This window comes from Nocardia sp. NPDC006982 (genome assembly GCF_042869435.1).
Lineage (GTDB): Bacteria > Actinomycetota > Actinomycetes > Mycobacteriales > Mycobacteriaceae > Nocardia.
The window spans coordinates 66,108-79,320 of sequence record NZ_JBIAFV010000012.1 but is presented as its reverse complement, the minus strand read 5'-3'; the positions used below and the strand labels follow the sequence as shown (position 1 = coordinate 79,320).

At 67.5% G+C, this 13,213-nt stretch carries 15 protein-coding genes; 3 read left to right on the top strand and 12 right to left on the bottom strand.

Translation table 11 applies throughout. The annotated features are described in order from the left end of the window. Window positions 1–58: 58 nt before the first annotated feature. The 3 genes from ACFYOW_RS35085 to hemL are packed head-to-tail and all read right to left on the bottom strand — an operon-like array spanning window position 59 to window position 2,768. Entirely contained in the window at window positions 59–682 is a 624-nt protein-coding gene (locus ACFYOW_RS35085; protein WP_387294355.1) for a TlpA disulfide reductase family protein, read from the bottom strand. Then, complete coding sequence (locus ACFYOW_RS35080) at window positions 679–1,434, bottom strand: histidine phosphatase family protein (RefSeq protein WP_387294354.1); 756 nt, start codon at window positions 1,432–1,434, stop codon at window positions 679–681. Before ACFYOW_RS35080 ends, ACFYOW_RS35085 begins: the two co-directional genes overlap by 4 nt. Next, a complete protein-coding gene (gene hemL / locus ACFYOW_RS35075; protein WP_387294353.1) occupies window positions 1,431–2,768 on the bottom strand; it encodes a glutamate-1-semialdehyde 2,1-aminomutase in 1,338 nt (445 codons plus the stop codon). Before hemL ends, ACFYOW_RS35080 begins: the two co-directional genes overlap by 4 nt. Window positions 2,769–2,958: 190 nt before the next feature. Here hemL and ACFYOW_RS35070 point away from each other — a divergent pair, with 190 nt between their 5' ends. Continuing rightward, window positions 2,959–3,339, top strand: a complete 381-nt coding sequence (locus ACFYOW_RS35070; RefSeq protein WP_387294352.1) for a hypothetical protein — start codon at window positions 2,959–2,961, stop codon at window positions 3,337–3,339. A gap of 28 nt (window positions 3,340–3,367) precedes the next feature. Here ACFYOW_RS35070 and ACFYOW_RS35065 read toward each other — a convergent pair whose 3' ends face one another. The 6 genes from ACFYOW_RS35065 to ACFYOW_RS35040 form a co-directional block, all read right to left on the bottom strand. Then, complete coding sequence (locus ACFYOW_RS35065; protein WP_387294351.1) at window positions 3,368–3,613, bottom strand: hypothetical protein; 246 nt, start codon at window positions 3,611–3,613, stop codon at window positions 3,368–3,370. A gap of 346 nt (window positions 3,614–3,959) precedes the next feature. Continuing rightward, window positions 3,960–4,226: a hypothetical protein gene (locus ACFYOW_RS35060; RefSeq protein ID WP_387294350.1), complete on the bottom strand. Its 267-nt coding sequence runs from the start codon at window positions 4,224–4,226 to the stop codon at window positions 3,960–3,962. Next, complete coding sequence (locus ACFYOW_RS35055; protein WP_387294349.1) at window positions 4,223–4,759, bottom strand: hypothetical protein; 537 nt, start codon at window positions 4,757–4,759, stop codon at window positions 4,223–4,225. Before ACFYOW_RS35055 ends, ACFYOW_RS35060 begins: the two co-directional genes overlap by 4 nt. A gap of 365 nt (window positions 4,760–5,124) precedes the next feature. Next, entirely contained in the window at window positions 5,125–6,219 is a 1,095-nt protein-coding gene (locus tag ACFYOW_RS35050; protein ID WP_387294348.1) for a hypothetical protein, read from the bottom strand. Continuing rightward, a complete protein-coding gene (hemB, locus tag ACFYOW_RS35045; protein WP_387294347.1) occupies window positions 6,216–7,193 on the bottom strand; it encodes a porphobilinogen synthase in 978 nt (325 codons plus the stop codon). The genes ACFYOW_RS35050 and hemB overlap by 4 nt, the downstream gene beginning before the upstream one ends. 57 nt (window positions 7,194–7,250) lie before the next feature. After that, a complete protein-coding gene (locus tag ACFYOW_RS35040; RefSeq protein ID WP_387294346.1) occupies window positions 7,251–7,379 on the bottom strand; it encodes a hypothetical protein in 129 nt (42 codons plus the stop codon). Between the two features lie 160 nt (window positions 7,380–7,539). Here ACFYOW_RS35040 and ACFYOW_RS35035 point away from each other — a divergent pair, with 160 nt between their 5' ends. After that, entirely contained in the window at window positions 7,540–8,352 is an 813-nt protein-coding gene (locus ACFYOW_RS35035; protein ID WP_387294345.1) for a tetratricopeptide repeat protein, read from the top strand. A 165-nt stretch (window positions 8,353–8,517) separates the two neighbouring features. Then, window positions 8,518–8,883 carry a hypothetical protein gene (locus ACFYOW_RS35030; RefSeq protein ID WP_387294344.1) on the top strand — a complete coding sequence of 122 codons (366 nt, stop codon included), beginning with the start codon at window positions 8,518–8,520 and terminating at the stop codon, window positions 8,881–8,883. Window positions 8,884–9,012: 129 nt separating this feature from the next. Here the strand turns inward: ACFYOW_RS35030 and ACFYOW_RS35025 are convergent, their stop codons facing one another. The 3 genes from ACFYOW_RS35025 to ACFYOW_RS35015 all read right to left on the bottom strand — a co-directional run bounded on the left by ACFYOW_RS35025 (window position 9,013) and on the right by ACFYOW_RS35015 (window position 13,149). Continuing rightward, complete coding sequence (locus tag ACFYOW_RS35025) at window positions 9,013–10,575, bottom strand: uroporphyrinogen-III synthase (RefSeq protein ID WP_387294343.1); 1,563 nt, start codon at window positions 10,573–10,575, stop codon at window positions 9,013–9,015. Between the two features lie 73 nt (window positions 10,576–10,648). Continuing rightward, window positions 10,649–11,683, bottom strand: a complete 1,035-nt coding sequence (gene hemC / locus ACFYOW_RS35020) for a hydroxymethylbilane synthase (protein WP_387294342.1) — start codon at window positions 11,681–11,683, stop codon at window positions 10,649–10,651. Continuing rightward, window positions 11,680–13,149 carry a glutamyl-tRNA reductase gene (locus tag ACFYOW_RS35015; RefSeq protein WP_387294341.1) on the bottom strand — a complete coding sequence of 490 codons (1,470 nt, stop codon included), beginning with the start codon at window positions 13,147–13,149 and terminating at the stop codon, window positions 11,680–11,682. The genes hemC and ACFYOW_RS35015 overlap by 4 nt, the downstream gene beginning before the upstream one ends. Window positions 13,150–13,213 lie beyond the last annotated feature (64 nt).

Sequence of the window (13,213 nt, the reverse complement as noted above, 5' to 3'; positions counted from 1 at the left end):
TACCGCTCGCTTTCGAGCGGGACGTAATTACGACATGGGCCGAACGGCTTGTGCGGGGTCACTGCGAACCTTCCGCGGCAATACGTTCGACAACTGGTTGGAGGTCTTCCGCCAAGAGCGAGCGGAGGAAGACAGCGGCGACCCGATGTTGCCGATCCAGCACCAGCGTGGTGGGAATGACACTGGTCGGGAAGTTACCGCCGAGCGCGAGCAGGGTGCGCATGGACGGGTCGTAGACGGACGGATAACCGACCTTGTTGTCGACGACGAAGTCCTGCGCCTTGTCCTGCTGGAAATCACGGACATTGATGCCGAGAAAGACGACGCCCCTGTCCTTGGTTGCCTCGTAGACCTTTTCGAGCGCGGGCGCCTCGGCACGGCACGGCCCGCACCACTGCCCCCACAGATTGAGCACGACCACCTTGTCCGGGAAGTCGGCGACCGAGGTGGTCTTGCCCGAGGTCATCAGATCCGGCCCGGCGAGCTTGCCGATGGTGCCACGCGCGGCGGGCGGATCGTAGAAAATATCGGTTTTGCCACCGGGCGAGACGAATTCGAACGTACCGCCGGAGGCCACCGCATCCTTCCCGGTCGAACAACCCGCGAGCGCGGCCACCAGGGCCACGCACGCGAGCAGGACCGACGTGAAACGCCGGGCCGACGGCCGGGAAGAAGTTCTCATGCGCCGCGCACCGTGGGATCCGAACCGCCTGCGGGCTCGGAGTAGACGATGTCGACGAGGGTGTCGCCCTGGTAGACCAGCGAGGTCAGCGAGGCGAGCGAGCATTGCCGATGCCGCGGATCGTGCCAGAGCCGCTGGCCCTGCAGGAACCGCCGCAGCGTCCAGACCGGCAGCTGATGCGAGACAAGCACCGCCTCGTGTCCGGCCGCCTCGACCCTGGCCTTGTTGACCGCGGCCAGCATGCGGTGCGCGATCTGCAGATACGGCTCGCCCCAGGACGGGGTGAACGGATCGCGCAGCTTCCACCAGTGCCTCGGCTTGCGCAGCGCACCGTCACCGACCGAAACCCGCAGACCCTCGAAAGTATTACCGGCCTCGATCAGGTTCTCGTCGGTGCGCACGAGCAGCCCGTGCTGTCGCGCGATCGGTTCGGCGGTCTCCTGCGCACGCTGCAGCGGCGAGGCGATCACCAGCGCGATGTCGTGGTCGGCCAGCGACCGCGCCACCGCACCGGCCTGTGACCGACCGGTCACCGAGAGGCTGAACCCGGGCAGGCGACCGTAGAGAATGCCCTTCGGGTTGTGCACCTCGCCGTGGCGCAGCACATGCACGATGGTCTCGACGGTATCGGCCTCGACCGCGTCGACCGGCACAGCGGCATCGGACTCGTCGGCGAGGGCGGCCGTTTCCGCGCTGTCGACAGGGGTATCTGGTAGTTCGCGCATTTCTGAATCTGGCTGGTCGGAACTCACGCGCGGGATCCTTCGGGGGTGGCGGCCGCGGCCGCATGTGCGGCGGCGGGCAGGGCGGCGGCGATACGGTCGAATGCGTCCTCGTCGAGCGCCGCGGAGACGAACCATGCTTCGAACGCGCTCGGCGGCGCATACACACCGCCGTCGAGCAGTGCGTGGAAGAAAGCGGGGAAACGCCAGGTCTGGCTGGCTTTGGCGGCGGCGTAGTCGGTGACCGGACGGTCGGCGAAGAACACGCTCACCATATTGCCCGCGAACTGGACCTGATGCTCGACCCCCGCGGCACCGAGCGCCTCGGTGAACAAGCCGCCCAGCCGCTCGGCATTGCGATCGAGTGCGGCGTACACCGCGTCATCGGCCGCACGCAGCGAGGCGAGGCCGGCGGCGACGGCAACCGGGTTCCCGGAAAGGGTCCCCGCCTGATACACCGGGCCAAGCGGCGCAAGGTGATTCATGATCTCGGCGCGACCGCCGAACGCGGCGGCAGGCAGCCCACCGCTCATCACCTTGCCGAAGGTGTAGAGGTCACCGGCGACACCGTCGCGGCCGAACCAGCCGGACCGGCTCACCCGGAACCCGGTCATCACCTCGTCCATGATCAGTAGCGCGCCGTCGTCGGCGGTCAGCTTGCGCAGGCCCTCGTTGAAACCGGGCAGCGGTGCGACCGCACCCATATTGCCCGCGGCCGCCTCGGTGATCACACACGCGATTTCACCCGGATGCGCGGCGAACGCGGCGGCAACGGCCCCGACGTCGTTGTACGGCAGCACGATGGTGTCGCCCGCCTGCGCACCGGTGACACCGGGCGAGGTCGGCAGGCCGAGGGTCGCGACGCCGGATCCGGCGTCGGCAAGGAGTGCGTCCACATGGCCGTGGTAGCAACCCGAAAACTTGATGATCTTGGTGCGACCGGTGTAGCCGCGGGCCAGCCGGACCGCGCTCATGGTGGCCTCGGTGCCGGAGTTGACCAGGCGGACCCGGTCCACCGGCGTTACCCGCTCGGCGATCAGCTCGGCGAGTTCGATCTCGGCCTCGGTCGGCGCGCCGAAGGACAGTCCACCGACGGCCGCACGCTGCACCGCCTCGACCACCTCGGGATGCGCGTGGCCGAGAATCATCGGACCCCAGGAACACACCAGGTCGACATACTCATTGCCGTCGACATCGATGAGTGTGCAGCCCTTGGCCGATGCGATGAATCGCGGTGTGCCACCGACGGACTTGAAGGCCCGCACCGGCGAATTCACACCACCCGGAATCACCGAAGCGGCCCGGTCGAAGAGCTGAGCCGAGACCGGCACCGATGCCCTGGTCACGCGCGGAGAAGAACTCACGACGTCCAGTGTCTCAGCCCGATTGGAACGAGTCGACGACAGGGTGTAGTCGAGTGACGCAGACCGCACGCACCGCAGTCTCTTCGGCGCAACACGCCGATCATGGTTGCGGCCGATATCGGTCGCCGACCGATTACCGATGCGTAATCTCGGTGGGTCGTAGCACCATCTAACCCATCGGGAGGGTCCAATGCGGTTCGCCGTCATCAGCGCCACGATCTTCGCCGCGCTCGCCGCCGCCGTCACCGTCGGCACCGGGACCGCAGCCGCCGCGGATCCGGTCAGCCAGCCCGACCGGATCGGGCTGCATCTGGATCACGCGGAGACCGCGGCGCTCGGCGACGGACCACTGCCCGCATTGGTCACCATGGTGGTGCCGCTCAACCGGATCGGCGCCGGACTGAAGAGCGACACCGAGATCTACCGCGACGAGAACGGCGGAGTGCACACCTCATTGCGCCAGGTCATCATGGAGGCGGCCACGCATCCGGACGGCACCGTCACCGTGTACCTCAACGCGCCGGGCACCAGGGACGGCCGCGCGCTGGACATCTATCAGAGTTGGGACTAAGGAACGGCCGCCGGCGGGGTGGGCGAACTCAGGTGTACATGCACGGCGCCGAGGCCGAGATGGTGTGCAGCTGGCACATGAAGTTGTTGTACACACCGGCCGAACCCGAATCGGGCACGAAGATCGGCGCGGGCTGGGCCACCTCGGTCTGAGTGTCGGTCTGGGCAGTGGGCTCCAGCGGCAGTCCCGGCGCGGCCCATGCGGGCGCCGCACCGATTGCGGCCACCGCGACGACCGCCGCGCACACTTTCCCGGCAAAACGAATCACAAGCATTTCTCCCAGTCGACACAATTCGGATTCCGGCCGAAAGCATAACGGCCACAACAGTATTCACTGAATGCCGACCGTTGCACCTCGCGGCGCGGCACTTGCACGGTAGTGCAGTCGCGGCCGATGCGCCAGGGCACCTCTCGGATCGCCGTTGCGCCCGAGGTGCGGCGCTACGAGGTGACGCCCAAGCAGAGCCCGACGAAACCGGTTGTCAGCAGACAGGCCAACGGAACCGGCAGCAGATTCAGTAGCGAAAACGATGGAATTGTCGGCATCATGCCTGCGATGTTCCCGCGAAATTCGCGAACAAACTGGTGCGGCGATCCAGATCGCCGGTGATTGCCCTGGTTCAGCGCGAACGCGCGGCACGCACCGTGCGCGCGAAGGCATCGATCGCGAGCACGCCGGCCACCATGACCAGGAAAGCGGCGAGCACCAACCACGGAGCGCTGTAGCGGGTGGAATCGAAGCCGGGCACGTCACCCGACGGCGCGAAGGTGGTGGTGATCAGCCCGTTGCGCCAACTCACCACCGTGAGAACCGCGCACCCGAGCGCGAGTGTCAACTCGACCAGTGCCGCAAGCATCCGGTCACCGAGCGCAATCAAGCGCGTCAACGATCCGCTCCGTTCTCGCTGTCTTCGGTTTCCTCGGTCCGCGTAGGCAGGTCGGCATCGGTCCCGCCGAGCGCTTCGGTGAGCGCGGCCCGCAGTCCCCGGTGATCCTTCGCCCACGCCTGCACCAGTTCACCACCGACGAGCCGCAGCCCGACGCCCTTGCGCCGGCGTGGCACGCCACTCAATTCGCCGAGCGAGCGCGCCGATTCCCAATCCTCATCATCCCAGGAGTCCTCGTCCCGCTCGGGCAGCACCGCTGCGATGGACGCCAGCGGCAGGGTCTCGGTGCCCTCGCGCAGCGTGTCGGGGGTCAACTCGACGCTCACATGCCGCTGCCCGGCGATCACCTGCAGCACAACGAAACCCGCGATCAGCGCGGCACAGAAAATGAGAGCGAACCAGTGCACCTGATCAGCGCTCACCAATTCCAGCATCAACACGATCAGACACAGCAACGGCCCGTAGGCCACCGAACGCCACCGCGCGCCCGGTTCGGCGAACAGGATGGTCGCGCCATCCGCGGAATCCGTCACACCATGCTCCCGGCCGCTGGCGACTGCTTGCAGGTCGCTCGAAAGGGCCAGTCGAGCACGGCGACGGGAATCGACACCCGGTCCTGGATCAGCCGACCGCGCCGGGCAGGATCAGCAGCGCGACGGTGATCAACGCAAACAGGACCAGCAGGCTCAGTACAAGCAGATCTCGTCGAATGCTCTGCGGCTGTTGGATCACCACTCGCATCGATGCCTCCGATCTCCCGGAGCCATCTGGTCGACGTACTTACAAAACGTAAGACAACGTGTAACAAATGACTTCCGGTTCCCATGTCCTCTGTGACAACCCTCACGATACATGCTGCCGATTTCTTGACAAACTCGCGGACGGCTCCAGCGTTCGTTCACCTGCGATTCATCTGGAAGTACGCGGTCGAGTCCGGACGGTGACTCAGATACACCGCACCCGCCGCCAGCACGCCCTGCACGATCGCCGCCGCACCGGCTACCAGCGAGGCCGCTCCGGTCACCGCTTCCAGCGCGAACAGTGTGCCGACCGCGACCAGCACCAACCAGACACCCACAGCGGTCAAAAGCGTCCGTGCCCATAGCTTTCCGCGCACGAACTGGTGCACGAACAGCAAGGCGAATGCGGCCAGCGCCAACCCGATCACCACAGCGACCACGAAGGCCAACGAGACCATCAGCTCCGCATTGGCCATTGTGAAATTCGGATCGCCGACGTGCACCTGGTCGAACATCTTCTGCGCGAAATCCTTGCGCTGCTGAAAAGCCGCGATAACCGACCCGACCATCTGCAGAATGCCGAATCCGATTACACCCCACCACAATTGCCGCGCCGTCCGAATATCCTCCGGCGGTTCCGGCCGCGGCTGCGGCGGCCCGACAACGGGCCCGCGCGGGTACGCGCCCGGTGGATACACCCCAGGCGGATACGGCATCGGCGGAATCGCGCCCTGCGGATACGGTCCGGGCGGATGCGCTGCCGTCGGACTCGAGCCGGACGGATGCGCCCCCACCGCACTCGAGCCGAGCGGATGCGCCCCCACCGCACTCGAGCCGGGCGGATGCGCGCCCGCCGCACTAGGGCCGTCGGTTTGCGCTCCCGCAGGACTCGAGCCGGGCGGATGCGCCCCCGCCGGAGTCGCGCCATGCGTATTCGAATCAGCCGTCCCGGGCGCCTCGGCCCCCTGCGGCCACGCCCCGGCCGACTCGGTGCCCCGCGACCCAGGCGGATACGCCTCGGTTGGATGCGTGCCCTCAGGCAGTGACGCGGGATTCGGTCCCGCAGTATCCGGCCCTTGCGGATTCGAACCGAGCGACTTCGCCCCGTCCGACTCGCGATCCGGCGACTTCGAACCCTCCGACTCGGAGGATGACGGCGCTGTGGGCGATTCCGGGCTCACCGATTCCGACTCGACCGACTTCGGACTGCCGGACTCCGAACCCGGCGCCTCGGGTCTGGGCGGATTCGTCACGACAGCCAGTGCGCGGCCTCGGTCGCCCAGTAGGTGAGCACCATATCCGCGCCGGCCCGGCGGATGCCGATCAGCGATTCCAGGATGGCGGCGCGGCGGTCGATCCAGCCGCGCTGGGCGGCGGCGGTGATCATCGCGTATTCGCCCGAGATCTGATACGCGGCCACCGGCACCGTCGATTGATCGGCGACATCGCGCAGGATGTCCAGATACGACATCGCCGGCTTGACCATCACGATGTCCGCGCCCTCGGCCAGATCCAGTTGCAGTTCCCGGATCGCCTCGCGACGGTTCGCCGGATCCTGCTGGTAACTGCGCCGATCCCCTTCCAGCGAGGAGGCGACCGCCTCGCGGAACGGACCGTAGAACGCCGAGGCGTACTTCGCCGCGTAGGCGAGGATGCCGGTATCGGTGCGCCCGACCGCGTCCAGCCCGCGCCGGATCGCGCCGACCTGACCGTCCATCATGCCGCTGGTACCGAGCAGATCCGCACCGGCTTCGGCCTGCGCGAGCGCCATCTCCACGTAGCGGTGCAGGGTGGCGTCGTTATCGACGGCACCGTCCGCGGACAACACGCCGCAGTGCCCGTGATCGGTGAATTCGTCGAGACAGGTATCGGCCATGACCACCGTCGAATCGCCGACCTCGTCGGCGAGCGCGCGCAGACCCCGGTTGAGAATGCCGTCGGGATCGCTGGCCCTGCTGCCGGTGGCGTCCTTGTCCTCGGGCCGCGGCACACCGAAGAGCATCAGCCCGCCCACGCCCGCGGTGACCGCCTCGACCGCCGCCTTGCGCAGCGAATCCATCGAATGCTGCAGCACACCCGGCATGGAGCCGATCTCGCGCGGCTCGTCCAGTCCGTCGGCGACGAACATCGGCAGCACCAATTGCCGTGGCTCGAGAGTTGTTTCGGCCACGAGACGACGCAGGGCGGGGGTACGGCGCAACCGCCGCGGGCGGTCCAATCCGGTCATAACCGCACGATACGCCCGGCCCGAATACGAGTCGCAAGCGGCGGGTACGCCAATGGATCAGGGCGCCGGGAAGCCCGGCGGCATCTGCATCTTTCCGCCGCCGAACGGGCCGCCGCCGACCAATACCGTCGAACCCGCCATATATCCGAGGTCGTCGCCGCACAGCCCAAGGATCGCGCGGGCCACACCACGTCATCCCGTTAAGGATGTCTCGAGGATTCGATAAGCCCGCTGCGCGAGACTGCGGGCCACCCGGCGGTCACCGGGGATTTACCGGTGCTCGAAGAGCGCGGTGCGAGGGGCGGATGATGGTGGGGAGCGGCCGGTCTTGTTCCAGGAGTAGGCGATGACCGAATTCGCGACGCCCCCGTGGCGACGCACCGATTGGGAAGGTCTGCGGAGACTGGCGCGTGGCGGGGATTCGGGCGTGATCGTGCAGTTGGCGCAGCGGCTATCGGAGGCGGGTGAGACGGCCGAGGCCGAGCAGTGGTTCCGCCGCGCCGCCGCTCGAGGCAGCGGACCGGCCATGGCAGGGCTCGGCGCATTGCTCGCGGCCGATGGTCGGATCTCGGATGCCATTCGATGGCTGGAATTCGCGATCGCGGCGGGTTGTCCGGGGGCGGATCAGCAATTGGGCACGTTGTATCTGGAGCGCGGAAATCTCGACACTGCCGAGCTGTGGTTCCTGCCCGCGGCCGAGGACGGGCTGCCCGAGGCGCTGTGCAATATGGGTGTTGTCGCGAGTCGACGCGGTGTCGATAATGAGGCGCGGCATTGGTACGAGCGCGCGGTGCGCGCCGGAAGTCCAACGGCCATGCGCACCCTCGGCGTATATCTGGCGCGCGACGGTGAAATCGAAAGGGCGGTCACGCTGTTGACCGAGGCCGCCCGGCGCGGTCGCGACGATGCCATGGCCGTACTCGGCGCGATCTTCCTCGACCACGGCGACCGGGTCGAGGGCGAGCGGTGGTTGCGCCGCGGCGCCGAAGCGGGAGATGCTGATTCGATGTTCCAGCTCGCGCGATTCCTGCGAGAGCAACCTGTGCAGACAGACAATCCCGCGGCAAAAGCGCAGGCGCACAAGGACGCCCGCTACTGGCTCGAGCGCGCCGCAATCCTGCGCCACCCCCAAGCGCTCGAACTCCTACACGGTCTCTGAAACGCACACCCGCGAACAAATCATCCGCCCGGATAACCGGTCTCACGGACGGGCACCGCGTGCCCGCGCTCTCGGTTCGAACCCGGGGGCGCCCAGATCGCCGCAGCGTACGAAAGCCCTTGTGAGCGGGCATTTTTGTCGGTGGGCAGTAGTAAAATCGAAGACGTGTTCGAGGGAATCGCTCCGGGTTCCCGATTGCGACGGGAGGACGCCACCGTGCCCAACACCGCACCGAAGTCGAAGGTCGCCGCTAGCGATTGCTTGCAGGTCGCTCGAAACAACACGGTTCGACCCTATGTTCCGCTGCAGAAGCGGCCGCTGCCCGCCGGGCGACCGCGCAAGTGGTACATATCGCACAATCGGCGACTCAAGGCGATGCGCCTGACCATCGCCCTGCTGGACTCCGGGATCTATCTGCCGAGCCAAGCCAGCAACGAAAGGATCCGGCGCACAGCCGAACTCATCGATATCCGCCCGCCGTCCGACGCCACCTGCCGTTTGGTGCGGACCCTGATGCGCTACAGCCGCTGATCAACGGAGTAGCTCGACAGTTGCGGCGGCTCCGGGTTGCGCGGTGAGAGAGCTAGCGCTAGCGACTGCTTGCAGGTCGCTCGAAACAGCCTGCACTCTCGCCGCCCAACCAGGTAGGCCAACGGATATCTAGCGGCTGCGGCGGCTCTTCTTGCGCGGCGGGGGCAGCAGGCCCTCGGCGCGCAGGCGGGCCGCATGCTCGGCCAGCGCCTCCACCAGCGGACCGACCTGGGCGACCTCCGGCTGCACATCCACGCGCAGACCGAATTCGATGGCCGTCTCGGCGGTCTTCGGGCCGATGCACGCAACGATGGTGCGCGCGTGCGGCTTACCCGCGATACCGACCAGATTGCGGACCGTGGAGGACGAGGTGAACAGCACCGCGTCGAAGCCGCCGGTCTTGATCATCTCGCGGGTCTCAGCGGGCGGAGGCGAGGCGCGCACCGTGCGGTAGGCGGTCACGTCATCGATTTCCCAGCCGCGGTCGCGCAGACCCTCGGCCAGGGTTTCGGTGGCAATGTCCGCGCGCGGCAACAGGACTCGGTTCACCGGGTCGAAAACGTCGTCGTAGGGCGGGAAGTCGGCGAGCAGGCCCTCGGAGGATTGCTCGCCACTGGGCACCAGCTCCGGGTTGATGCCGAACGAGCGCACCTTATCCGCGGTGGCCTCGCCGACGCAGGCGATCTTCACACCGGAGAAGGCCCGTGCGTCCAAACCGAACTCGGCGAACTTCTCCCACACCGCGCGCACCGCATTGGTGGAGGTGAACACCACCCACTGGTAGCGGCCGTCGACCAGACCCTTGACCGCGCGCTCCATCTGAGCCGGACTGCGCGGCGGCTCGACCGCGATGGTCGGCACCTCCATCGGAATGGCGCCGTGGGTGACCAGCCGCTCGCTCATCTCGGATGCCTGCTCCTTGGTGCGCGGGACCAGCACGGTCCAGCCGTACAGCGCCCGCGACTCCCACCACGACATCTTCGACCGCTGCGCGACCACCTTGCCGATGGTCACCACCAGCGGGCCGACCAGTTCGGAGGCCGCACTGTTGAGCGTGGCCAGGGTGGCCTCGATGGTGCGCTGCTGGCGGGTGGTGCCGCGCACCGTCACCGCGACCGGGGTCTGCGGCGCCATACCGTGCTCGACCAGCGCACTCGCGGTTTCGGCCAGATGACCCGAGGTCGCCGACAGCACCAGCGGGCCGGGCGCGGCGGCCAGTGCGGCCCAGTCGACCTCACCGCGCACATCGGCCTCGGTGTGCCCGGAGCCGAGCGCGATACCGGCGAAACTCGGCACCGCGGAACCGTTGGGCAGGCCCGGCAGCACCTCGAAGACCATATGCGAGCGCGTCACCGCATTGACCTCGGCGATCACCGAATCGGTCGTCAGCGGATCACCCGCGACCACCCGGACCACGTCGTGGCCACCGCGGGCCTCGGCGATCAGCGTCTTGGCCACCTCGGCGGGATCGCCGAGCGCGGGCCGCACGTCCACCGGACGTTCACCGTCCTCGCCCGGCTCGACCGCGATACCGATGAGGGCGAGCACGCCCTTGTCGACATCGGGATCGGTGAATGCCAATGTCGCCCGCCCCAGCACCTCGCGCGCGCGCACTGTCAGCAGTGCCGCGTCGCCGGGCCCCGACCCGACAAACAGGATCCGTCCTGGATGCTTCTTGTGTGCTCGGCTCATGCCCGTACCTCGCTAGCGCTCGGTACGGCCATCGCCGGGGGCGCTGTGTAGTTGATTCGCTCGCTTCGCTCGCTCATCGGCTGTTCTCCATTGGGCTGGAATTGGAAAAGTCAGTGGGCGGACTAACCGCTGCTTCCGGCGTGCTGAGCAACTCACGGGCGCCCAGATCGAGCAGTTCCCGGGCCAACTCGCGGCCGAGCTCCGCAGCGCGCTCGGGAGCGCCGACCACGGAGGCTCGCAATACATCGGAGCCGTCGACGGCCGCCGCGCAACCGCGCAGCGAGAGTTCGTCGACAATTCTGCCGTCATCGTCGAGCGATTCGACGACCTCGGCGATCGCGCCGATCGGCACGGTGCAACCGGCCTCCAGTTCGGCCAGCAGCGACCGTTCGGCAATGACGGACGCACGGGTCGCGGCGTCGTCTAGTTCGGTCAGCGCCTTGATGAGTTCGCTGTCATCGCTGCGGCATTCGACCGCCAACGCACCCTGTGCGGGCGCGGGCAACATCTGCACCGGCTCCAGCGCCTCGGTGACCACGTCGAGTCGACCGATTCTGGCCAGTCCGGCCCTGGCCACCACGACCGCGTCCAACTCCCCCTCGCTGACCTTGCGCAGCCGGGTGTCGAGATTGCCACGCAACGGCACGATGTCCAGACCGAGTCCGAGGGCACGCAACTGCGCGGCGCGGCGCGGCGCGGAGGTGCCGACCTTGGCACCGGCGGGAAGTTCACCGAGCACCAGACCGTCGCGCGCCACCAGTGCATCGCGCGGATCCTCGCGGGGCGGGATGGCGGCGATGGTGAAGCGCGGATCCTGTGCGGTCGGCAGGTCTTTGTACGAATGCACCGCGATATCGATTTTTCCGGCGGCGAGTTCGTCGCGCAGTGCCGAGGTGAAGACGCCGACACCGATCTGCTGTACCGGATCCGCGGACAGATCGCCCGCGGTCTTGACGACCACCAGCTCCGCATCGTGTCCGGCCGCGATCAGGTTGTCGCGGACGGTGCCCGCCTGCGTGAGGGCGAGCAAACTGCCTCTGGTGCCGATCCGCCACGGCACGCGAATGCTGCCTGCGGTCACGTTTTCCTCTTCCTGCACAACTGTCATGGCGTGTGCCCCTGTTCTTCGCCGCGGTGTCCGGCGGTGAAGTCGTCGGCCAGCGCGATCTCGCTGCCGCCGACGATCGCTTCCTGGTCGACCGCAACATCGCCGAAGAAGCGAATCGCCGTATGCTCGTCGCTGATCGAACTGAGTTCCATCGGAGCCGCGACCGCTTGCGCCGCACCGGGTTTGAGCTCGAATAGTTCCCGCAGCGCCTCGGCGTAGGTATCGCCGCCCGGGGTGGAGGCCAACTGTTTGACGCGCACCGTCGGCGCGTGGAGCAACTTGTCCACCACGCGACGCACGGTGCGCGCCACCTCGTTACGTTCCGGATCGGCCAGTCCGGGCAGCCGGGAATCCAGCCGCAGCAATTCGGCCTCGACCACCTCGGCCGCGCGCTGCCGCAGTGCGGCAACGGTCGGGGTGACTTCCGCCATGCGCTGGCCTGCAAGGTATTTCGCGAGTTCGTCGGCGACGATCGAGCGGGCGGCAGCGGTATCGTCGGCGGCCGCACCGGCCGCCGGATCGCGCTGCAATGTCTCGATATCGATGACGGTGACACCGGGCAGTCCGGCTACGGCGTGTTCGACGTCGCGCGGCAGACCGAGATCACAGAACACCAACGGCCGTTCCACCTGGCTAGCGCGCTCGCGTTCGGCGAGCGCGCGATGGGTATCGGCCAGCGTCACCACCGCGCCGACCGCGCCGGTACAGGTGATGACGACATCCGCGGCCGCCATCGCCTCGGTCAGGCGCGACAGTTCCATCGAATGAGCCTCGACACCGTGACTGCGCGCGGTCGCGGCGAGCCGCTTGGCCCTGGCCGACGTGCGATTCACCACGATGATGCGGCCGATGCCCGCCCTCGACAGATGCGCGACCGCGAGCCCGCCCATCGCCCCGGCCCCGAGCACCACGGCGGTCTGCCCGGCGAGCGGGCCGAGCACATGCTGCGCCCGATCCAGCGCCACCGAGACCACCGACGCACCGGCCCGATCGATACCGGTCTCCGAATGCACCCGCTTGCCGACGCGCAGCGCGTGCTGCGCGAGTTCGTGCAGAGTCCGCCCGACCGCCTGCTGAGCGTCGGCGGAAGCGTAGGCGCCGCGGATCTGGCTGAGCACCTGCTGCTCGCCGATCACCATCGAATCCAGGCCGCTGGCCACCGCGAAGAGGTGTTCGGCGGCGGCCTCGCTGTAGCGGACGTAGGCGTGCTTGGTCAGATCCGGCAGCGGGAGGCCGGAATGTTTGGTCAGCAAATCGCCGACTTCGGCGAGGCCGCCGTGGAAGGCGTCCACCACGGCGTAGACCTCGACACGGTTGCAGGTGGAGACGATCATCGCCTCGGACACATGGCTGGAGGTGAGCATTCGATCGATCAGTTTCGGCCGGTCCGCGTCGGTGATCGCGACCTTCTCCAGAATCGAGACGGGCGCGCTGCGATGCGAAATCCCGACTAGAAGAATGCTCATGACTCCGCCTCGCTAGCGCTCGGCTGCGTCATGCGCATAGCGCGCTGGCACATGATTCGTTCGC